Origin of the sequence: Dyella flagellata (assembly GCF_030160275.1) — a bacterium.
Taxonomy (GTDB): domain Bacteria; phylum Pseudomonadota; class Gammaproteobacteria; order Xanthomonadales; family Rhodanobacteraceae; genus Dyella_B; species Dyella_B flagellata.
Genome location: NZ_BSOA01000014.1, coordinates 62,839 through 84,959, shown reverse-complemented (window position 1 = coordinate 84,959; position 22,121 = coordinate 62,839). Strand labels below are relative to the sequence as shown.

At 61.1% G+C, this 22,121-nt stretch carries 19 protein-coding genes; 8 read left to right on the top strand and 11 right to left on the bottom strand.

The genetic code is table 11. From position 1 onward, the window contains the following. Positions 1-176 precede the first annotated feature (176 nt). A complete protein-coding gene (locus tag QQJ96_RS08270) occupies positions 177-809 on the top strand; it encodes a TetR/AcrR family transcriptional regulator (protein WP_284331509.1) in 633 nt (210 codons plus the stop codon). Positions 810-856: 47 nt separating this feature from the next. On the opposite strand, the gene QQJ96_RS08265 is transcribed toward QQJ96_RS08270, so the two are convergent. The 5 genes from QQJ96_RS08265 to cyoA form a co-directional block, all read right to left on the bottom strand. Continuing rightward, a complete protein-coding gene (locus QQJ96_RS08265; RefSeq protein ID WP_284331508.1) occupies positions 857-1,627 on the bottom strand; it encodes an SURF1 family protein in 771 nt (256 codons plus the stop codon). A 72-nt stretch (positions 1,628-1,699) separates the two neighbouring features. Next, the gene (gene cyoD, locus QQJ96_RS08260; RefSeq protein ID WP_284331507.1) at positions 1,700-2,098 is read right to left on the bottom strand and encodes a cytochrome o ubiquinol oxidase subunit IV; all 399 of its coding nucleotides are present in this window, start codon (positions 2,096-2,098) and stop codon (positions 1,700-1,702) included. Next, entirely contained in the window at positions 2,095-2,733 is a 639-nt protein-coding gene (gene cyoC, locus QQJ96_RS08255) for a cytochrome o ubiquinol oxidase subunit III (RefSeq protein WP_284331506.1), read from the bottom strand. The genes cyoD and cyoC overlap by 4 nt, the downstream gene beginning before the upstream one ends. A gap of 4 nt (positions 2,734-2,737) precedes the next feature. Then, positions 2,738-4,729 (bottom strand): cytochrome o ubiquinol oxidase subunit I, encoded by a 1,992-nt coding sequence (gene cyoB, locus QQJ96_RS08250; protein ID WP_284331505.1) that lies wholly within the window; start codon positions 4,727-4,729, stop codon positions 2,738-2,740. A gap of 21 nt (positions 4,730-4,750) precedes the next feature. Continuing rightward, positions 4,751-5,713: a ubiquinol oxidase subunit II gene (gene cyoA, locus QQJ96_RS08245; protein ID WP_284331504.1), complete on the bottom strand. Its 963-nt coding sequence runs from the start codon at positions 5,711-5,713 to the stop codon at positions 4,751-4,753. Between the two features lie 349 nt (positions 5,714-6,062). On the opposite strand from cyoA, the gene QQJ96_RS08240 reads away from it, so the two are divergent. Next, positions 6,063-7,394: an MFS transporter gene (locus QQJ96_RS08240; protein ID WP_284331503.1), complete on the top strand. Its 1,332-nt coding sequence runs from the start codon at positions 6,063-6,065 to the stop codon at positions 7,392-7,394. Between the two features lie 187 nt (positions 7,395-7,581). Further along, positions 7,582-8,043 (top strand): PPC domain-containing DNA-binding protein, encoded by a 462-nt coding sequence (locus tag QQJ96_RS08235; RefSeq protein ID WP_284331502.1) that lies wholly within the window; start codon positions 7,582-7,584, stop codon positions 8,041-8,043. A gap of 108 nt (positions 8,044-8,151) precedes the next feature. On the opposite strand, the gene QQJ96_RS08230 is transcribed toward QQJ96_RS08235, so the two are convergent. Continuing rightward, the gene (locus tag QQJ96_RS08230) at positions 8,152-10,083 is read right to left on the bottom strand and encodes a glycoside hydrolase family 15 protein (protein ID WP_284331501.1); all 1,932 of its coding nucleotides are present in this window, start codon (positions 10,081-10,083) and stop codon (positions 8,152-8,154) included. Positions 10,084-10,576: 493 nt separating this feature from the next. Between QQJ96_RS08230 and ahpC the strand changes: the two genes are divergently transcribed. The 5 genes from ahpC (at position 10,577) to QQJ96_RS08205 (ending at position 15,027) form a co-directional block, all read left to right on the top strand. Next, complete coding sequence (ahpC, locus tag QQJ96_RS08225) at positions 10,577-11,140, top strand: alkyl hydroperoxide reductase subunit C (protein ID WP_284331500.1); 564 nt, start codon at positions 10,577-10,579, stop codon at positions 11,138-11,140. A 163-nt stretch (positions 11,141-11,303) separates the two neighbouring features. Further along, a complete protein-coding gene (gene ahpF / locus QQJ96_RS08220; protein WP_284331499.1) occupies positions 11,304-12,887 on the top strand; it encodes an alkyl hydroperoxide reductase subunit F in 1,584 nt (527 codons plus the stop codon). Between the two features lie 67 nt (positions 12,888-12,954). Next, a complete protein-coding gene (locus QQJ96_RS08215; protein ID WP_284331498.1) occupies positions 12,955-13,458 on the top strand; it encodes a gluconokinase in 504 nt (167 codons plus the stop codon). A gap of 81 nt (positions 13,459-13,539) precedes the next feature. Further along, the gene (locus tag QQJ96_RS08210; RefSeq protein ID WP_284331497.1) at positions 13,540-14,451 is read left to right on the top strand and encodes a helix-turn-helix transcriptional regulator; all 912 of its coding nucleotides are present in this window, start codon (positions 13,540-13,542) and stop codon (positions 14,449-14,451) included. 204 nt (positions 14,452-14,655) lie between these two features. After that, positions 14,656-15,027 (top strand): VOC family protein, encoded by a 372-nt coding sequence (locus QQJ96_RS08205; protein ID WP_404649427.1) that lies wholly within the window; start codon positions 14,656-14,658, stop codon positions 15,025-15,027. Positions 15,028-15,271: 244 nt separating this feature from the next. On the opposite strand, the gene QQJ96_RS08200 is transcribed toward QQJ96_RS08205, so the two are convergent. The 5 genes from QQJ96_RS08200 to QQJ96_RS08180 all read right to left on the bottom strand — a co-directional run bounded on the left by QQJ96_RS08200 (position 15,272) and on the right by QQJ96_RS08180 (position 22,024). Next, positions 15,272-16,105, bottom strand: coding sequence for a hypothetical protein (locus QQJ96_RS08200; protein ID WP_284331496.1), 834 nt, complete (start codon positions 16,103-16,105; stop codon positions 15,272-15,274). A gap of 326 nt (positions 16,106-16,431) precedes the next feature. Beyond that, positions 16,432-18,315, bottom strand: coding sequence for a signal peptide peptidase SppA (sppA, locus tag QQJ96_RS08195; protein ID WP_284331495.1), 1,884 nt, complete (start codon positions 18,313-18,315; stop codon positions 16,432-16,434). Between the two features lie 57 nt (positions 18,316-18,372). Next, a complete protein-coding gene (locus QQJ96_RS08190; RefSeq protein WP_284331494.1) occupies positions 18,373-19,779 on the bottom strand; it encodes an MATE family efflux transporter in 1,407 nt (468 codons plus the stop codon). A gap of 159 nt (positions 19,780-19,938) precedes the next feature. Further along, the gene (locus QQJ96_RS08185; RefSeq protein ID WP_284331493.1) at positions 19,939-20,406 is read right to left on the bottom strand and encodes a DUF2147 domain-containing protein; all 468 of its coding nucleotides are present in this window, start codon (positions 20,404-20,406) and stop codon (positions 19,939-19,941) included. 106 nt (positions 20,407-20,512) lie between these two features. Next, a complete protein-coding gene (locus QQJ96_RS08180; protein WP_284331492.1) occupies positions 20,513-22,024 on the bottom strand; it encodes an outer membrane protein transport protein in 1,512 nt (503 codons plus the stop codon). Positions 22,025-22,121: the final 97 nt, after the last annotated feature.

Genomic DNA, 22,121 nt, shown 5'->3' with positions numbered 1-22,121 from the left:
CGGCAACCAGGCGTACCGCGCCAGCCTGGGCTGTGTGGGCAAGGGTGGGTGATCCATGGAAAAGCTCCTGGGGAGTGGAGGGCTTGACGATACGATTATGAACTCTAATCCATGTAAGAATTTAAATACAACTACGTATTTGAATACACATGCCATTCGTCGTGGTACGATGCGACATGCCACGCAAACGCCTTACCCGGGAAGAAAGCCGCGAACAGACCCGCCTGCGTCTATTGGACGCAGCCGCCGCGGTGATCGTGAAAAAAGGTCTCGCCGGCACCAGCGTGGAGGACATCGCCGGGCATGCCGGCTACACGCGCGGAGCGTTCTATTCGAACTTCAAGAGCAAGACCGATCTGTTCATCGAGCTGCTCAAGAGCGATCACGCCCAAATCCAACAGGATTTGCAGCAGTTGCTGGAAGCGGATCTTTCCAACGAGGATCTGCAAAAACAGCTGGCCCAGTTTTATGGCCAGTGCTACCGCGACCACAATAGCTACGTACTATGGGCCGAGGCGCGGCTGCACGCGGTACGCGATGCCAGGTTCCGCCAGCGCATGAATACGCTGTGCCTGGAAAAACGCGACATGATTGCCAGCTTCATTACCCAGTTCAACCAGCGCATGGCGCAGCCGCCCCTGCCCGCTCCGGCTCCCGATCTGGCGCTGGCCATGATGGCCCTGATCGACGGCATGCTCTACTTCAACATGAGCATGCCCGGCGAAATGTCCGATGCGGCAACGGGATCCGTGCTGAGTACGATCTTCGCCGCCACGTTTTTCGGCCCGCAAGCGGGTCCGCCCGCGTAAGTTGTCAGGCCTCGTACTTACCCTACGCCGGAACGACGGCGACACCCTCAGATTCGATTTCGGCGCAGGCGGTATTCGTCGTAGCCCACATAAAGGCTTGCGCCCAACACCATCAACGCCAGCAGGTACCAGGTGATCAGATAGCTCAAGTGATTGTTGGGGAAGCTGATCACCGTCTTGCCGCCTTCAGGCCAGCGGCCGCCACCCGCTGGCGACACATCAGCATCCACGAAATAAGGCGCCACGTCATGCAAGCCGCGCGCGGCAGCTATGCCAACAACGTCTCGCGTGTACCAGGTGTTGTGCGCCGGATCATTGTGACGCAGCAGACCCGATGGTTCGGATACGCGCAACAAGCCGGTCACTGTGACTTCGCCGGTAGTTCCTGGCGCGCAATGACCGTCACGACCACACCAGTCCGCAGGGGCGAAGCCGCGGTTGACCAGCACGATAGAGCCGTCGGCCAGGCGTAGCGGTGTCATCACCCAGTAGCCACTGCCTTCGTCGGTAGCGGTCCAGATCAGCGTTTGCCGATCATGCAGGAAGCTGCCGCTGAGAGCGACGTGCAGGTATTCGTCCTTCTCGGCAGTTACAGCGGGCCACTGGCTGCGCGTGGGCGGTGCGACCGGCGGAGCGTGCACGCGAGAGTCGACGCGGGCGATCAGCGCACGCTTCCAGGCGAGGCGCTGGACTTGCCAGTTGCCCAGCAAGATGAAGCCGATGAACAGGGTCAGGGCCAGCACGCCGAGCACGGTTAACGCGACTGGGCCGCGCGGAGCGCGCGGGGTGTCATAGGAAGACGTTTCTAGAGGAGCCATGCGGGTAATGATCGCATGAGTCTCCGCTCCAGGCCGAAAAATCCACGCGGGATGGTCGTCCCAACCCCCGTGTCACGGCAAGTTCCGCACGTCCTTCATCATCGCCGGCATCATGTTCTCGTTGAGGTGGTACATGATCCAGATCGAGCCGCTCAGCGTAATCACCACCAGCACGATGGTGAACACCAGCGCCAGCATGTTCCAGCCGCCCTCGGATTTCGCGTTCAAATGCAGGAAGTACACCATGTGCACCACGATCTGCACCGCGGCCAGCAGCAGGATGAAGGCATCGGCCGGGCCGGTCTTGGAGAACGCGCCGGACATCACCAGCCAGAACGGAAGAATGGTGAGGAAAGCCGCGGCCGCGAACCCGGTGAGGTAGCCCTTGAGGCTGACGTGGATTTGGTCCACGCCATCATGGGCGTGCTCATCATGGCCACCGTCATGCGCATGCTGGTCGTGGTCGCTCATGCCAGCACTCCCATCAGGTAAACGAAGCTGAAGACGCCCACCCACACCACGTCGAGGAAGTGCCAGAACATCGACAGGCACATCAGCCGGCGCTTGTTGGCGGGAATCAGGCCTTTCTTCCCTACCTGCACCAGCAGCACGATCATCCAGATCAAGCCACTGGTCACATGCAAGCCGTGCGTGCCGACCAGGGTGAAGAACGAGGAAAGGAAAGCACTGCGCCCCGGCCCGGCGCCGATCGACACTAGATGCGTGAATTCGGTCAATTCCAGCGTGATAAAGCCTGCGCCCAGCAGCCACGTGACGATCAGCCAAGCCATCATCGGCCCGCGGCGATTATGCTGCATCTCCAGCACCGCAAAGCCATAAGTGATCGAGGAAAGCAGCAGCAACGTGGTGTTCACCGCCACGATCGGCAATTCCAGCACCTGCTGCGCGGATGGTCCACCGGCATATTCGCGGCCGAGCACGCCGTAGGTGGCGAACAGGCAAGCGAAGATCAGGCAATCGCTCATCAGGTACAGCCAGAAACCCAACAGCGTGGCGTTTTCCGGATGATGGTCCTCGGCGACATGGAAGTTCAGCGCCTCTTGCGCGCCACTGCCACCGCCTACGGTCATGGTCATGTCGGACATGGCATCAGGCTCCGGCGCGCACGGCTTCCACACGCCCCACTTCATCGGCAGGGATGTAGTAATCGCGGTCGTAGTTGAAGGTGTGGTGGATGGCAACCGCCAGCAGCGCCACGAACGATATCGCGGCGATCAGCCACATGTACCAGACCATGGCGAAGCCGAAGATGAAGCTCAGCACGGCCAGATATACGCCGGTGCCCGTGTTCTTCGGCATATGGATGGGCAGGAAGCCTTGCACCGGCCGGCGCCAGTTGTGCTGTTTCATCTGCCACCACGCATCGATGTCGTGCACCTGCGGCGTGAAGGCGAAGTTGTAGGGTGGCGGCGGCGAGGAGGTGGACCATTCCAGCGTCCGTCCATGCCAAGGGTCGCCGGTGCTGTCGCGCAACTTTTCGCGATGGAGAATGCTCACCGCGAATTGCACGATCATCGCGGCGATGCCCAGCAAGATAAGGATGGCGCCGAAGGCCGCCAGCTGGAACCAGATCTGCAAGGATGCGTCGTCGAAATGACGCAGGCGGCGCGTCACGCCCATCAGCCCAAGCAAGTACAACGGCATGAAGGCGAAATAGAAGCCGACCACCCAGAACCAGAACGAGACCTTGCCCCAGAACGGGTCGAGGCGGAAGCCGAACGCCTTGGGGAACCAGTAGTTGACGCCGGCGAACATGCCGAACAACACGCCACCGATGATCACGTTGTGGAAGTGCGCGATCAGGAACAGGCTGTTGTGCAGCTCGAAATCCGCCGGCGGCACCGCCAGCAATACGCCGGTCATGCCGCCGATGACGAAGGTCACGATAAAGGCCACCACCCACAGCATCGCGACGTCGTACACGATACGGCCGCGATACATGGTGAACATCCAGTTGAAGATCTTCGCCCCGGTCGGGATCGAGATGATCATGGTGGTGATGCCGAAGAACGAGTTGACGCTCGCGCCCGATCCCATGGTGAAGAAATGGTGCAGCCACACCAGGTAGGACAGCACCGCGATCACCACGGTGGCGTACACCATCGACGCATAGCCGAATAGGCGTTTGCGCGAGAAGGTGGAGGTGACCTCGGAGTACACGCCGAACGCCGGCAGCACCAGGATGTACACCTCCGGGTGCCCCCACACCCAGATCAGGTTGATGTACATCATGTAGTTGCCGCCCAGATCGTTGGTGAAGAAATGGGTCCCGGCATAGCGATCCAGCGCCAGCAAGGCCAGGGTGGCGGTCAGCACGGGGAACGCAGCCACGATCAGCACGTTAGCCAGCAGCGCCGTCCAGGTGAAGATCGGCATCTTCATCATGGTCATGCCGGGCGCACGCATCTTCACGATGGTCGCGATCATGTTGATACCCGATAGCGTGGTGCCCACACCCGCTATCTGTAAGCCCCATATCCAGTAGTCGACGCCGCTATCCGGGCTGGCCGGCAGTTCCGACAGCGGCGGATATGCCAGCCAGCCGGTGCGCGCAAAAACGCCGATGAACAAGGACGCCATGACCAGCAGGGCGCCGGACACGGTCATCCAGAAGCTGAAATTATTGAGGAAGGGAAAAGCTACGTCGCGTGAACCGATCTGCAATGGCATGACGAAATTGATCAAGCCGGTGATGAACGGCATGGCGACGAAGAAGATCATGATCGTGCCGTGCGCGGTGAAGATCTGGTCGTAGTGCGAGGCCGGCAGATAGCCTTCATGCGCCCCGAACGCGACGGCTTGCTGGCCACGCATCATCAGCGCGTCGGCGAAACCGCGCAGCAGCATGATCAACGCCAGCACGATGTACATGATGCCGATCTTCTTGTGGTCCACACTGGTGAACCACTCGCTCCACAGATAGCCCCATTTGCGGTAATAGGTGATCGCCCCCAATACCACGATGGCGCCTATCGCCACGCCGATGAAGGTAAAGATCAGGATCGGCTCGTGGTAAGGGATGTCATCCAGGCTGAGGCGTCCGAAAATCAGCTTGGCGAGGTCGGGAGAATGCTCAGTCATCGCGGCACCCGGGCTTTAAGATCATTGTGGATGAGCCATCGGCATGGCCGCATGGCTGTCGGATGAAGCGGACGCTTCACCGCCCCCGCTGGGCTCCGGTACGCGGAGCATGTTCATGCAGGAAGGGCCGGGCTGAACGCAACGATTGAGGATGGACTGGTAAAGCCCCGGCGCTACGCTGCCGTAGTAGCGCACCGGGTTGCGTTGGCTGGGTGCTTCCAGCGTGGCATAGCTGGCTTGATCCAAAGTGTCACCGTGGCTTTTCGCTTGCGCCACCCACTTGGCGAAGTCATCCTCGCTCATGCCGTGGAAAGTGAAGTTCATGTACGAGAAACCGGCGCCGCTGTAGTTGGCCGACATGCCCCAATAATCGCCGGGACGGTTGATGACCGCTTGCAGCGTGGTTTGCATGCCGGGCATGGCGTAGATCTGGCCGGCCAGGGCGGGAATGAAGAACGAATTCATCACGGTGGAGGCGGTCAGCTTGAAGCGGACCGGTCGGTCCACCGGTGCCGCCATCTCGTTGACCACCGCCAGGTTCTGCTCGGGATAGATGAACAGCCACTTCCAGTCGAGCGCCACCACGTCCACTTCCAGCGGCTTGGCATCCACCGGCATCACCCGGCCGGGGGCGATGCGGTCGAGCGGACGGTACGGGTCGAGCTTGTGCGTGCTTACCCAGGTGATCGCGCCCAGCGCAATGATGATCAGCAGCGGCGCCGACCAGATCATCAGCTCGACAATGGTGGAGTGATCCCAGTTCGGGTCGTAGTGCGCCTTGTGATTGGACTCCCGGTAGCGCCAGGCGAACACCAGCGTGGCAACAATCACCGGCACCACGATCAGCAGCATAAGCACGAACGAGGTGATGATCAGATCGCGCTGCTGGCGCGCGACGTCGCCGGATGGCGACATCAGCACCGTATGGCAGCCCGTAAGCGCCACGGTGAGGGCCAGCAGTAGCAGTCCGCGGAGAGTCTTCATGGACATGACCGACGCAACCGAATGAGAAGGGGTACTGCTGGGTCCACAAGGTACGCCGATCGATAGGTCGCACGCAAATGGTTCCGCCGCAGCAGGAACGCGCCGCGACATTTGGCCAGGCTGCCATGAATGCTTCGTGTGCGAAATGTCTCAGGAGATGTTTGCTCCGGGGCTACTTGAGCTTACGGCAATACCCCGGCCGACGAACGCAACCCTGGGGAACGACCGCTGCTTTGCACAACTCGCCATGGATCTGGCCAAACGCGAAATACACCCTCCCCTCCCTAGCCTTGACGCCACAACGGTGCCATGCTGTGTCCGCCGCACCTCCCTAATCCGAGTAACGACGATGTCCAGTACGTTTGAGGATGAGCGCGAACCAGCCGGCTTGACCCCGGAAGACCTCGGGCGCATACACGCCCACGCGCGCCTGGCTCCCGGCGAAATCGCCGTCGGTGTCATCGTCGGGCGAACGGCGGAATATTTCGATTTCTTCGTGTTCGGCATTGCCTGCGTGCTGGTGTTTCCCGCGGTGTTCTTCCCGTTCGAAACCCGGCTGGACGGCATGCTGCTGTCATTCGCGATATTTTCGCTGGCCTTCCTTGTCCGCCCACTCGGCACCACGTTGTTCATGGCGTTCCAGCGACGCTGGAGTCGCGGCACCAAGCTCACCATGGCGATGTTCCTGCTCGGCAGCGCTACAGCGGGAATGGCGTTTTTGCCCAGTTACAACACCATTGGCGGGTGGGCGATCGGCCTGTTGACCTTCTTCCGCTTTCTGCAAGGCATCGCCATGGGCGGCTCGTGGGATGGCTTGCCCTCTTTGCTCGCGCTCAACACGCCGCCGGAACGACGCGGCTGGTACGCCATGCTGGGACAGCTGAGCGCACCGATCGGCTTCCTGATCGCCGGCAGCCTGTTCCTGTTCCTGCATACGGAGCTTGTCACCGACGATTTCATCGAATGGGGCTGGCGCTATCCCTTCTACGTCGCGTTCACCATCAACGTAGTGGCGCTGTTTGCACGCCTGCGCCTGGTGGTAACCGAGGAATATACCCGCGCCATGGAAGAGCGCGAACTGGAGCCCATCGGCATCATCGACATGCTGCATCGCCAGGGCTACAACATCTTCATCGGCGCCTTCGCTGCGTTGGCCAGCTATGCCCTGTTTCACCTGGTATCGATCTTTCCGCTCTCATGGATCGTGTTGGGCACCACGCAATCGGTAAGCAATGTGCTGACGATCGAGGTGATTGGCGCGCTGGTCGGCATCATCGGCACCATCGCCTCCGGCATCATCGCCGACCGTATCGGACGCCGCACCATGCTGGGTACCGCCGCCGTGCTGATCGGCATCTTCGCCTTGTTCGCGCCCTGGCTACTGGGTGGCGGACAGGTGGCGCAAGATGCCTTCATCATCGTCGGATTCGCCCTGCTCGGTCTGTCGTACGGACAGGCGGCCGGCAGCGTCACCTCGAATTTCGAAATCCGCCTTCGCTATACAGGTGCGGCATTGACCTCGGATTTCGCGTGGCTGATCGGCGCGGCGTTTGCGCCGCTGGTGGCATTGGGATTGTCGGCGCGTTTCGGACTGGTGGCGGTGAGCTTGTACTTGCTCTCAGGCGTGGCGTGCACGTTGATTGCGCTGCGCGTGAACCGAAGGCTGGCCGAACGCGAGTAGGCCCTTCCTTCCAAGCTTGTCGGTGACAGGCCAGGCATCCGCCGCACGGCATCCACATAACCCATTCACATCATTCACCCATACATGACCCCGCTCGGCGCAGGATGAAATCAGTGCGCCAGGCCGCGTTCGCTTCGATTCCGGGCATGCGTGTCCTGGCACACCGAAATCGCCGGAGGAGGTCACCATGCGTCATCAACTCATCCGTCATGGTCACGGCTCGCGCACCTGGTCCATCGTGCTCGACCGAGGCGAAGAGGTGACCACCTGCCTGCAGGAATTCGCCCGCCGCGAGGTGCTCGGCACCACCCGCTTCACCGCTACCGGTGCGCTCCAGGATGCCGTCCTGGGTTTTCTGGAGAGTAACAAGCGATATTACCGGCGCAACGCGCTCGATCACCCGACCCAGGTGGTGTCGCTGGCGGGAGACATCGCCTGGCACCACGGCAAGCAGCGGATCCGCATGCGCGCAGTGCTTGGTGACGACGAATATGCCTTGTTCGACGGCTATTTGCTGGAGGGTCATGTGCGTCAAACCTTGGAAGTGATCATGACCGAAGCACCGGTGCAGTTGCACAAGGGCTACGACGCAGATGCCGGCCTCGCCTTGCACAAGCAAACTGCGGATACCCAAGATACTCAATGGTGAGGACTTCATTCCACTAGGAATGTCCTGATCTATTCCACGTACCCGTCACCGCACGGCAGGAACATTGCTGAGCTGGGATTGCCAAAAATCGGCATCAAGCCAGCCGCATCAAGCCAGCCCTAGCTCCGCAAGATCCAGCACCCAGGTTTTTGCGTCGATCCCCGGACGCAGCGCCTGCCGGGCCTTGCTTGCTTCCTCCATCATCCGTTCCGCGTGCTGCACGCGATCGGCATGCGTACCCTGCAAGGCATCCCCTCCGCTGTGTTCGACGAAGTCGAGCAACACCGCTGCGTGAATCAATGCCAGGTGTGAAAGCGCCTGCGGAAAATTGCCGAGGAAGCTGCCGCTTTCCGTATCGATTTCTTCCGCATACAAGCCTACGTCGTTCGCCTGGCGTAGTAGGGTCTCGAACCACTCCCGCGCCTGTTGCGTCTTACCCGCAAAAAGCAAGGCATCCACCAGCCAGAAACCACAAGCGACGAAGCTTCCCTCCTTGCCATCAAGGCCGTCGCCGCCGTTGTAGCGATAGATGCCACGCGGGGTCGCCAGCTGCGTCATCACCTCGTCGATGGTCGCCTGCAAGCAATCTGGCGGCAGCGGAAAATCGATGATCGGCGCTCGCAACGCTACTGCATCGATCTGGTCATGATCGTAGTACTTGCGCAACCAGCCGCGTGGCGAGATGCCCCGCTGGTGCACATCTTCCACAATGGCACGCATCGCATCTTCGTAATCCCGACACTCCAGCAGCACCTGCGCGCGATCCAACGCTACCCAGCACATCATCTTGCCGTACACGAAATGTTCGGGCTCACCGCGCTCTTCCCAGAAGCCTTGCCCGCGTTCACACCAATGTTCGGCGACGTAATCGGCAGTGCGACGCAATAGCGCCAGCTCGGACGGGTCCAGAGAGCCGCCCAATTCCTGGCGCAGCATCAGCCAATCCATAACATCGCCATAAACATCGAGCTGGCGCTGGCGATGCGCAGCATTGCCGATACGCACTGGACGGCTGCCGCCATAGCCCCCAAGGTGCGGCAACTCTCGCTCAGTGAGGTCAGTCTCGCCGTTGATGCCGTACACGATCTGGGTGGGAAAGATATCACCCGCACCACGGTCGAACAGAAACTGCCGAAACTCCTCGGGTTCTTCGTGATAACCGAGCGCGGAAAGCGCAAATAGCGTCAGAGTGGAGTCTCGCACCCAGCTCAACCGGTAATCCCAGTTGCGCCCACCGCCGAGTGTTTCCGGCAGCGAAGTCGTGCCCGCGGCGATGATGGCCCCCGTGGGCGCGTAGGTCAGCAATTTCAACGCCAGCGCGCTGCGCTCAACCGCTTGCGTATAAAAGCCCTGGTAGCCGGATCGTCCGCTCCACGCTTTCCAATACGCCACGGTAATGGCCAGCAACCGGTCCAGTTGCGTCAGTACTACGGCGGGCGCAGGGCCTGAGCCGGCCATGAGTACCAGCCTGAGGCGTTCGCCCTCGCGTAACGTCACGGCACAGCTACCACGCAGCTCGTGCACCTCGATCGGCACATCGCAAAGCAGCGTGCCGCCGTCCCAGGCCATGCCTTGTTCGATGCCCCGCACGCGCGGCTCCCGTTCGCCCCATGCTACGCCCGGCAACATGCCTATCTTGAAACTCATCTCGCCGCGCGTGACATGAATCATGCGCACCAGCCACGGCAGTGCCTGCACGCGAATGAAATCGTCCGCTGCCGCAGCGGGATCGCGACCCAGGGGCATGAAATCGGTAAGCGTCGCCACGCCTGAGGAGCTGGTAAACGTGGTTTCGAGCACATTGGTGTGCGGCACATATCGGCGCGTAACCTGGAAAGGCGCCATCGGCCGTATGTCCAGATAGCCGCCAACGCGTTCGTCAAGCAGACGAAAGCAGACCGGATCGGCATCGAAGGCTTGCAACGCGCACCAGTCAACGCGCCCATCGCAGCCTATCAGCGCCACACCGTGGCAATTGCCGATGGCCGCGTAGTCGCGGATACCGAGACCAGCCCGGTTGGCCGTACTGGGCCTTTGCATTTCACATCGCGTGCTCGATGCCCGCATGGATCGGTGCCAGCCCCATTGACGAGCTCGCCCCATTAGGCAATCCGGGTCGTGCAAGTCGCGTCATCATGGGATGCAGGCAACGTCAGCTGGCCCGGCTCCAACCGCCAACAAGGCCGGCACTTTTCAGCCTCCGGCGTGATGGTACGTAGGCAAGCACCGCACCAAGCCGCTTCGATGCAAACGACCCCTTTGATAAGCCATGGATAGGCGCCATGCTATGGTGCATTGCATTGGCGTTATTCCCTGGTCGCGAAGCTTTTCCTGGAGCAAAGCCGGGCCAGGACACGGTTTTCCTCGCATGGAGCGGACCGCCCGACCCGTGGGGCCCCGTAGAGGATGGATGATCAGGGAATGATAGACGCCATGAATGATTCTGATCCCAACAATCAATTGGCTCTTTCGATAGGCGCCTCTTAAGCTTGTAAACCAATCCCCTTACCAACCACTCAACGGAATAGAGCAGATGTCGCTGATCAACACCGAAATCAAACCGTTCAAGGCCACCGCATACAAGGATGGCAAGTTCATCGATGTGACCGAGGCTACGCTGAAAGGCAAGTGGTCCGTGGTTGTGTTCTACCCCGCCGACTTCACCTTCGTGTGCCCGACCGAGTTGGAGGATCTGGCCAACCATTACGCCGAGTTCCAGAAGCTGGGCGTTGAGGTCTACGGCGTATCCACCGACACGCATTTCGCGCACAAGGCATGGCACGACACCTCCGACGCGATCAAGAAGGTGAAGTACCCGCTGGTGGGTGACCCGACCGGTACGCTGACCCGCAACTTCGAAGTGATGATCGAAGAAGAAGGCCTGGCGCTGCGCGGCAGCTTCGTGATCAATCCGGAAGGTATGATCAAGGTGTGCGAAATCCACGACAACGGCATCGGCCGCGACGCGTCCGAGTTGCTGCGCAAGGTCAAAGCGGCACAGTACGTGGCTTCGCATCCGGGTGAAGTGTGCCCGGCCAAGTGGCAGGAAGGCGCCGCCACGCTGAAGCCGTCGCTGGACCTGGTCGGCAAGATCTAAGTTGCAAGTTTTGGCGATTCCCGCAAAGGGACATCGCCGCGGGCCCGACCCTCCCCTCCCATCGGGCCCGCACCTTATACCCTCCAGCAGACGCCGCCCATCCACGTTGCACCGGATGCCGGCGGCGTCTGCTCCAACATCAGGCGCTTGATGGAGACGCACCATGCTGGACCACGATCTGAAAGAACAACTACGGGCCTATCTCGAAAGGGTGACCCATCCGATCGAGCTGGTGGCCTCCCTCGATGACAGCTCCGCCTCGCAAGATCTGCTTGCGCTGCTGCGTGACATCGAAGCGCTTTCGCCGCAGGTGTCGCTGCGCACTAACGGCGGCGATGCGCGCAAGCCTTCGTTCGCCATCAACCGGATCGGCACGGACGTAGGCGTGCGCTTCGCGGGTATTCCGCTGGGTCACGAGTTCACGTCGCTGGTGCTCGCGCTGCTGCAAGTGGGCGGTCATCCGTCGAAAACAGCGCCGGAAGTCATCGAGCAAGTGCGCGGCCTGGAAGGCGAATACGTATTCGAGACCTTCATGTCGCTCAGCTGTCACAGCTGCCCGGATACAGTGCAGGCGCTGAACCTGATGAGCGTGCTCAACCCGAACATCAAGCACATCGCCATTGACGGTGCGCTGTTCCAGGACGAAGTGAACGAGCGCCAGGTGATGGCCGTACCCACCGTGTTCCTCAATGGCCAGCCGTTTGACCAGGGCCGCATGACGATCGAGCAGATCGCCGCGCGCCTGGACAGCAATGCCACGCAGCGCGATGCCGAGAAGCTCAATGCCAAGGCACCGTTCGAAGTGCTGGTGGTCGGCGGCGGCCCGGCCGGCGCGGCAGCAGCCATTTATTCGGCACGCAAGGGTATCCGCACCGGTGTGGCAGCCGAGCGTTTCGGCGGCCAGGTGCTGGATACGATGGCGATCGAGAACTTCATTTCGGTCTCGTATACGGAAGGACCGAAGCTAGCCGCATCGCTGGAACAGCATGTGCGCGAATACGATGTGGATGTGATGAACCTGCAGCGTGCCGAGCAGCTGATTCCGGCACAGGAAGAAGGCGGGCTGATCGAAGTGCGCCTGGCCAGCGGCGCCTCGCTGAAGGCCAAGACGGTGATCCTTTCCACCGGCGCGCGTTGGCGCAATATGAACGTGCCGGGCGAGCAGGAGTATCGCAACAAGGGAGTGACCTACTGCCCGCACTGCGACGGCCCGCTGTTCAAGGGCAAGCGCGTGGCGGTGATCGGCGGCGGCAACTCCGGCGTGGAAGCGGCGATCGATCTGGCCGGTATCGTCGAGCATGTCACCTTGCTGGAATTCGACAGCAAGCTGCGCGCCGACGAGGTGCTGCAGCGCAAGCTGCGCAGCCTGCCGAATGTGAAGGTGATCGTTAGCGCGCAGACCGCCGAGGTGCTGGGCGACGGCAACAAGGTGACCGGCCTCGCCTATACGGACCGCAGCAATGGCCAGAGCGAGCGCGTGGCATTGGAGGGCGTGTTCGTGCAGATCGGCCTGCTGCCCAACACAGACTGGCTGAAGGGGACGCTGAAGCTGTCAGCGCGCGGCGAGATCGAAATCGATGCGCGTGGTGAGACTTCCGTACCCGGCGTGTTCGCAGCGGGCGATGCGACCACGACACCGTACAAGCAGATCGTGATTGCGATGGGCGAAGGGGCAAAGGCCGGGCTGAGCGCGTTCGACTACCTGATTCGTCTGCCGGTAGCGGAAGTCGAAGAAGCAGTGGCCTGAGCGGCAGACTGGCTGGCCATACGGTAGGCTGGGATGGTCATCCCAGCCTACGCGCTTTTAGGAAACCATGCGTGCCGTTGTCATCATGGGCGTCACCGGTTGCGGCAAATCGACCATTGCCGCGGCGCTCTGCCAGCGCACCGATGCGTATCTGATCGAAGGCGATGCATTCCATCCGCCGGCAAACGTCCGCAAGATGAGCGCCGGCACGCCACTGACAGACGAAGACCGGCAAGGCTGGCTGGAGCGACTGGGGCAAGAGGTCATCGATCGACTGGCCAGATCGGAAAGTGTGGTACTTACTTGTTCCGCGCTCAAGCGCCGTTATCGCGAGACGCTGCGCCAGGCCGTGCCCGATCTGGGCTTTGCCTTTCTGGCCTTGACCCCCGAACAAGCGCGGGAGCGCGTGTCCCATAGGGCCGGCCATTTCATGCCCGCTACGCTAGTAGACAGCCAGTTTCGCGATCTGGAGCCTCCTTATGGGGAGCCGTTGGTGCTTGCCGTGGCGTCCACCGCGCCGGTGGACGCCATTGCAGAAGAAATCGTTGCCTGGTGGCGCGAGCTGGAATAACGCGCGACCCGATCCGCGCCAGGGTCGGAAGGAGGGCCACCGGCAGTCGACGCCAAGCACACCCAGGATTATGGTGTTCGCATGAGCTTAAGCCACCAAGCCTTGCACGAAAGCCGGCTGCTGCAGGTCAGCTGTGTTTGCTGTCGGCCTGAAAGCGCCGCCTGTGGCGAGCTGGAGCACGTCTGGTCGAACACAGTGGCGTTCCCGCTGCGCGGCGTCTTCGTCAAACACCACGACCATGGTGAAGAGGTCGTGGCGCATATGGGGCAAGCACTGTTCTTCAATGCCGGTGAAGCGTACCGCGTAAGCCATCCGACAACAGGAGGTGACGACTGCCTGGTGCTGCGCGCCAATGGTGCGGTGTTGCGCGAGATGCTGATGGAACACGATGCACGCCGCGCGGAGTGCGAAGCCAACCCGTTCCGCGCCACTCATACACCTTTGCCGGCTGCGGTCGAATTGCAGCGCAGCCTGCTTTGGCATGGATTGCGCCGCAACGAGGCCTCCATTGTGGAGGTGGAGACACGCGGATTGGCATTGCTCAACATGGTGCTTGCCCAGGCATCTTCCCAACCATCGCGCAACGCCGCTAGGACGACGTCCGGCAAGGCACGCCGCCGCGAGCAATCGCATGCTGTGGCCGTGCTTCTCGCTGACCAAGCCGCGCGTGACTGGAGCCTGGACGAACTCGCGTCACGCGTGCACGCATCGCCTTTCCACCTCGCGCGCAGCTTCCGGGCCGTGCTGGGCGAACCCATACACCGCTACCAATTGCGTGTTCGCTTGGCGCTCGCGCTGGAGCAGGTACTTGGTGCATCGGCGCCGCTCACTACCGTCGCGATGGAACTGGGCTTCGCCACACCCAGCCATTTCTCGGCGGCGTTCGGGCGTGCTTATGGCATCACGCCTTCCGCACTGCGCAAACAGGCACGTCCTTCGCAAGTGAGTCAATTGCGCAAGATTTTGACAGCCGATCCAAGCAGCGCGCGATAACTTATTCGACGAAGCGGCCGTACGGGTCACCTGATCCTCAATGCGGCATCTTGCAGAAAAACCGAACTACGAACGACACGCCCATGCACCGGCGGTTTTTCAACATCACCGCAGACAGCTTTCGCTGGATTGGCAAGCTTGCCGTTAAGCACAGCCGTTGGCGGATGCAAGCATTTTTCCCAACCGCAACTTAGGAACATCCCTATGTATGACCATGTTGGCCTGCACGTGCAGGACATCGACGCGAGCGTGCGTTTCTATCAAGCCATTCTGGCCCCGCTAGGGCATGTGCTATGCACGCGCGATGCGAGCAGCGCCGGATTCGGACCGAAAGATGCGCCCGCACTGTGGCTTTATCACGACCAAAGCGCAAATCCGCCAGTCGGCATGCACGTGGCATTTCGCGCGAACCAGCGCGGCCATGTGGATGAATTCCATGCGGCGGGCTTGAAGGCTGGCGGTCAGGATCTGGGCCAGCCGGGTGTGCGCAAGGACTATGCATCCAATTATTACGCAGCCTTTTTGACGGATCCGGATGGAAACAATATTGAAGCCGTGTGCATGGCGTTCAACTGACTAATACTTCCTTCGACCAGGCATACGAGCTTAAGCCTCGGTTCGTGTAGGCTGGGATGATAATCTCAGCATTCCACACGGCATCCCGATGCTGGGATTATCATCCCAGCCTACACGCTGCGAGGCGTGCATATAGTGCGGTGACGGGTAAGTAGCACAGATCAAGGCCCCCTGGCGGCGAGTATCGCCGCTGGCTTTCGGATTCGGGTGCCATACGGTTTGCCTCGCGTCGGGGATGCCTAACCTAGAGGCCGCAGTAGATATGTAGGCCGGCCGCATCATCACGAACTTTTCGGCCGCTCTCGGTGCTCGAACGGCTCGATTCGTACCCGCGCAATTTCTCTATCAACGATGCTAGGCCACGGCCAATGAGATGATCCATGGCCGAGTCGGTGTCGAGAATGCCGTACTCTTTCCACAGTCGGGCAAGTCCATCCGTACCGATCAGGGCGTGCGTGGGTGGCTTCAAGCGCACGTGGTGGCACCGATAATTTCCGGCACTCTCCGGATTGATGGTTAGCGCAGTCGTACCAATGTTGCGCCATTGCTGAACGCGGCGCAGCCTGAGTCTTTTCAACTGTTGGCCCTGGAACCCGGAACAAGGTTTCCACTTGAGCGGAGGCACATTATGGTCACAGTGCAGCACACCCGCTCCGGGCCCCACATTTGATTGCCTGAACAGGACAAAGCAGTCGGCATAAGAATGGATGGCGACCTCCATCCAACCATTCAGGGGCGTTAGTTCTGCAATGATGCACGCGGCGACCGGAAAACTCCATTGAGGTCGACGGCGAGCCAAACCCAGATACTTGGCCTGGATTTCGCGCAACGCGGCGCCCATGCTGCAGGGATCGAACGGGAATCTTGCGGTCGACGCTTGAAGATAGTCGGAAAGCTCCGTCGCAAACCAGCGAGAGTCCGACATGTCGTGGAAGGTGGTGAATGCTGCGCGGGTCAGCGTGGACGCACCGTCGATCGCCCATGCCGTCAGCGTGTCGCCGCGCCGGCTAAATCCCAGCACGTCTTCACAAGGCATATCGGAATAGGCATCGGCCAACGAGCTGACGATCTTGAACATTTCCCGGACTATCCATGACTCGGCGCCATATACGCATGACTTGCGCCGGTACGTTACTGGCTTTACACCGGGAATGGATGCAGATATTTCCGCCTTTTCTCGCAGGAAAGATCTTTCAGATCGCAAAGGAAAGATGACAGCACGCCTTGATTACATCGAGAGGACCCGGGTATGTAAGCGTCCTTCCCAATGTAAAAGGCCATGCCGATCATGGGCAATTATTTGCTTCCTACGAAGGTGGGGCCGGTCCACCTGCATGATGAAACTCCCCTGCCATGGCCCGCGCCCTGAAATCACTCCGGGGCGCGGTCAGCCTACGCGGGAATTCAATGCGGCGAGCAGAAGCAGTACGAATAAATGTTCGGCCGCCCCGCCTGCGCGGTGCGCAGCATTTCCAGTTCCGGGGCCAGCATCGGCAATTGCGCGAACCAAGTGGGCAGGCGTACACCGTAGGCCTGCAATCCAGCGACCATCGCCGACTGATTGAAGCTCAGCGCAAAACGCTCAAGCGTGCCCAGCGGCTGCTCCTGATAGTGCACGGCGTAATCCTTGCCCAGCTTCGCCAGGTCAGCGGCTTTCTGGATCGCAGCGTCGAGTCCGCCAAGCTGATCGATCAGGCCACGCTGCTGCGCCTGGCTGCCGGTCCATACGCGCCCCTGCGCCACTGCGTCGATGGCGCTGTAATCCTTTCCGCGCGCTTGTGCCACCCCGCCGACAAAGTCGTGATAGCCCTTGTCGATGATGGACTGGATCACGCTGCCGACTTTCGGATCGAGCGGACGGGTGACATTGAAAGCACCCGCAAGCGGCGCGGTGCCGATACCGTCGCTACTGATGCCAAGCTTGCCCAGTGCGCTCGGCACGGTGTAGTACATGCCGAAGATGCCGATCGAGCCGGTGATGGTGTTGGGCTCGGCGTAGATCTGATCAGCGTTCATCGAGATCCAGTAGCCGCCGCTGGCCGCCACATCGCCCATCGACACGATCACCGGAATGCCAGCTTTGCGCGTCAATGCCACTTCGCGACGGATTTCTTCCGCCGCATACACTTCGCCGCCAGGCGAGTTCACGCGCAACACCAGCGCCTTGGTGTGCTTGTTTTCACGCGCACTGCGAATCAGCGCGGCGGTCGACTCGCCACCTATCGAACCCGGTGACTGCTTGCCGGAAGTGATCTCGCCTTCGGCCACCACTACGGTCACCGCGTCCGCTCCTAGCGTGTCGCGGCCGGGAACGGCGGCGATGTAGCGATCGAGGCTTACGCTACGGATGCCATGGCCGTCCTTGCCCGCCGGCACGCCCTGCGAACGCAGGGTGTCGAGCAGCTCCGAACGCGTGGCCAGGCCGTCGATCAGGTGTTCATCGAGGGCGAGCTTGGCCAGATCGCCCTGCGCGGCGACAAGGCGGTCGGGCAGATTGTCGATGTCCGAGCGCACCGTGGCAGGATCGAGCTTGCGCAGTTTGGCGATGTCGCTGATGTAGCCGTCCCACAAGCCGCCCATCCAGTAGCTGTCCGCTTCCTTCGCCTCCGGTGAGGCGTGATTGAGGATGAATGGCTCGGCCGCACTCTTGAACTGACCGACACGGAACAAGTAGACGTTCACGCCAAGCTTGTCGAGCAGATCCTTGTAGAACAGGCGGTAATTGGAAAGGCCCGTGATAAACAGGCCTCCCTGCGGATCCAGCAGCACGCGGTCGGCGTGTGCCGCCAGGTCGTACTGATATTGATCCAGTTCCGCGCCCCAGGCGATCACCGGCTTGCCGGCCGCGCGAAAACGGTCGAGCGCGGCGCCCACTTCGGTCAAGGCGGCGAAACCGCTGCTCTGCAGATGGCTGGGATCGAGCACGATGCGCGTGATGCGCGCATCCTTCGCCGCCGCGTCGATCGCAGCGACCAGGTCGCGTACTTGCACTTCTTTTGCTTCATCGCCGGAAAGTTTGGACGCCACACGCTGCAGCGGACTGACGCTGTATTGCTCCACCAACCTGCCTTCCGGCTGCAGCAACAGCACGCTGCTGTCCTGGATGTCGTTGAGGTGCTTGGCCGCGCCGATCGCCAGCAGCACCAGCACGAACACGCCGAGGAACGCAAAGAACAGCACGTTCAGGATGATCAGCCGCAGGATGTTGAGGCCGCGCCCGAATACGCGCAGGAAGGCCAGAAATCCGTTCGGCTGCCGCGAGCGGCCCAGGGGCGGTGGAGTGCTCATAGAGGCTTTGAAGTCCTTGATGGGTTCGCGCCAGCGTAGCCGCTTGCGCAACGCCGGTCATGAGGGGATCGTCGCATCCGCGGCGGCAGGCGCGACAGGGCCAAACGTCCCGGCTTGCTGCTGATAGGAACTGCGCCAGAACCGTGCAAACAGCAGCAGGGCCGCCATGCTCAGGCCGGCGATCAACCCCATCCAGATGCCCCGCGCGCCTAGCCCCACGTGAAACGCCAGCCACCAGCCCACCGGCATACCCACGCCCCAGTAGGCAAACAGGGTGATCGCCATCGGCACGCGCGTGTCCTTCAAGCCGCGCAAGGCGCCATTAGAGGCCACCTGGATGCCGTCGGAAAACTGGAACAGGCCTGCCAGCAACAGCAATTGTGCGGCCAGCGCGATCACGGTCTTGTCATGGGTGTAAAGCGAGGCGATCAGGTACGGAAAGCCCAGCATCAGGCCCGCCGAAACCGCCTGGGTGACCAGGGTAAGCCCGATCCCGCAAAACCCTGCATAGCGGATGCCAGACGAATCGCCCCGTCCCACAGCATTGCCCACGCGCACGGTGATCGCCATGGCCAGGCCCAGCGGCACCATGAAGAAGAACGCCGCCACGTTCAAGGCCACCTGGTGGCTGGCCACCATGTCCTCACCCATGGTGCCGATCAGCAGCGCCGCCGCCACGAACAGGCCACCCTCAGCCAGCAGGGTGATCGCCATCGGCAGTCCAATGTGCAGCAGCTGGCCGATGCGCTTGAAATTTGGCCATTCGAAGTGCTGGAACACCCCTAAGCCTTGATAGTTGCGGTGGAAAAACACGTAGCTACCGAATGCCAGCATCTCGATCCACAGCGCCGTCGCGGTGGCTATGCCACAGCCACGGGCGCCCTGCGGCGGCAGGCCCAACTTGCCGAACATGAAGACGTAGCCGAGCGGCAGCAGCAGCGCCAGACCGCCGAAGCTGAAGTACATCGAAGGCCGGGTCAGCGACAGCCCTTCGGAGAGGCCGCGCAAGGCGAAATAGCAGGTCAACGCCGGCGCGCCCCAGCTGATCGCGCGCAGGAATTCCCCAACGTCCGCGTACAGTCCTGGCGCAACGCCGATCAGCTTGATCAGCGGCTCCGCATGGCGAATCGCGAACCACAACAGCACGCCCATGCCCAGCGCCAGCCAGATCGCCTGATGGAACACCTTGCCCGCTTCGTGTTTGCGCCCGGCGCCATCAAGCTGCGAGATCAAAGGCGGCACCGACATCATCATGCCAATGCCGCTGACGATGGCCAGCGACCAGATGTTGGTGCCAATCGCCACCGCACCCAACACGTGCGCGCCCACGTGGCCGGCCAGCATCGCGTCGATCACGTTGCTGCCGACCGCGGCAAGCTGGGCGAGGATCAGCGGCAGGGCAAGGCGCAGTGTAGCGCCGATCTCCCGCCAGACCCGGGCTCGGTCGAGATGGATGGCTTTCATGAATGGGGTTCTCCAGCGCCTGGCATTGTAGCTTGGGAGCGAAGAGGGAGCAGCAGAAACCCTCTTTAACAATGCAAAGCGGCTTGGCAGAGAACGACAGGCGCAAGCCCTTCCATCACCAGCCATCAAAATTCCGATCTCGTGCAGGGATGCCCTAAGCTATTCCTGCCGTACCCAGGTCTGGCTGCGACCGAGCAGCGATAAACCGATGTAGCCGCGCACATGGAGCTTCTGGCCGCCGTCGGAAAGCGAAAGCTTGACCTTGTAGACACTGCCTGACTTGGGATCGAGGATCTTGCCGCCGGTCCACACGTCGCTGTCGCGCTTGACGCCCCACATGATCACCATGCCTTCGATCGGCTGGTCCTTGCGTTCGCCCTCGCACTTGCCGCACAGCGGATGCGCGCCGTCCTGGGCTATCTCTTCGGGCGTCAGGTTCATCAGTTGCACGATCTTGCCCTGCAGTTCGCCATGGTCCTCGCTGATCTGAATGATCGATTTGGCCATGCCGGTAACATCGTCGACCTGTTTCCAGCTGCCCACCGGGGTCTCACTGGCGGCGCAAGCGACGCCGGCGCCCAGCAGGAGACCAGCAGCGGCGATGGCACTGTGGACTAGTGTTTTCATGATCCTCTCCCGTGAATCAGTCGAATGATGGATTGTCATTGGCGATACTGTCGGGGCGCAGGGAAGTCCGGCGCCCACCCTTTTTCAGGGTGCTCGCGCCGCCACCTTAGAGCGCATAGGTAGCCGTCAACGCTATCACGTTGCCGCTATTGTCGAACGACCCGTCTAACCGATCGCCGCCCAAGGCGATCGGCGCCGTGTTGTGGATCGCCGAATCGCTCAGGAACTGATGCGAATAGGCCGCGTCCAAAGTCAGACGCGCGGTAGGCTGATAGCCCATGCCGATGCTCAGGATGCGCCGATTGTTGTCGGGCACGCGCGGGTCGCGAGTAGCGGTGGTCGTAGGCGTTTGATCCCAGGCCAGGCCGCCACGCAAGGTCCATTGCTCATTGAGGCGATAATCGCCGCCCAAGCTCAAGGTCCAGGCATTGCGGCAGCTCATCGGCAGGCTCAGCATCTGGATGCCATCGGAGACCAGGGTCAGCTTGCGGAATTTCGACCAGTTGGTCCATTGTGCCGACGTACCCAGCGAAAAGCGTTTGCTGAATTGGTGCAGATAGTCGATGGTGACGAAGGCCGGCAGATCCAGTGAGGCCGTCGCCGGTCCACCATCCGGGTTGAGTGGCGGCAGGTTCACGTAGTTCGGGAACAATTCGTGCAGCGGGCCGCCAGACCCAAACGTCGCATTGAGCTGCGGGATGGCCAACACAGCGCCTTTTCCGTTGATCGTCGTCGATGACGGGAAACTCGGGCCTTGGGAGTAAGTGGTCACGGACTTCCCGTCATTGGGAAAATACATGTCGTAGCGGCCTTTAAGCTGATTGCCCACACGGGAGTGATAGCTGATACCCAGCAAATCGATCTCGGTCGGCTTCCACTCGCCACCTAGAAAATAGCCTAGCGACCAGTCGTGTACGCGGACGTTGATCTGCCCGATAGTACCTGGAGTGTTGTAGGCGCCACCCTGCAGTGCTTCGGTCGCACCAAGGTTCAATCCGTTGTTGAGCTGAGCGCGTGTGCGTTGTCCGGTCACGCCCACGCCCAAAGCGAAGCTGTCGCTGAGCTTGAAGCTGGCCGCCAAACTGAGTCCCATCGATTTCAGGCTCGTCATGATGCCGAAATCACGGCCAACCCAGTCGCCGCTGTATTTGGTCCTCAAGCCATAAGGCGCCTCCATGCCAAAACCGATGGCAAAGCGCTCCGATATGGGTTGCACGTAGAAGGCAGAACCATCGGAGATGACGCCGTCGCGGGCATTCGGATTGGAGGCCGCGGGACAAGGCGCGCCCAAGCAGGGCGGTAATCCGGGTGGCTCGATGTCGGAGCCAGTGTTGATGCCGTCGAACTGCGCATGGACATCAATGCCGATCCAGCTGCCTTGCGCTATCGGGCCGGTGAACCAGGCCATCGCGGCCGGATTGTTGTAGGCGGCGGAAGGATCATTCCGCCATAACGAGCCGCCGGCGAATGCGCGGCCGTAACCGGCCGCGTTGGTGACTGGCAGCTGGAACGCCGCCGCCTGTGTCTGCTGCGCCGCAGCCAGGCCGACGAATAGTGCTAACGTCAATGCCATCGTCTGCAGAGAACGAAAAATCGGATAGATGTCTTTATTTTTCACAGTATGCATGCTTTGGTATGCCTATTGCCCGCTGACAAGCAGCATGGGCCGGCCCGATTTGGCCGGACACCACGCCACTCTGCTTCAGTTGAATCGA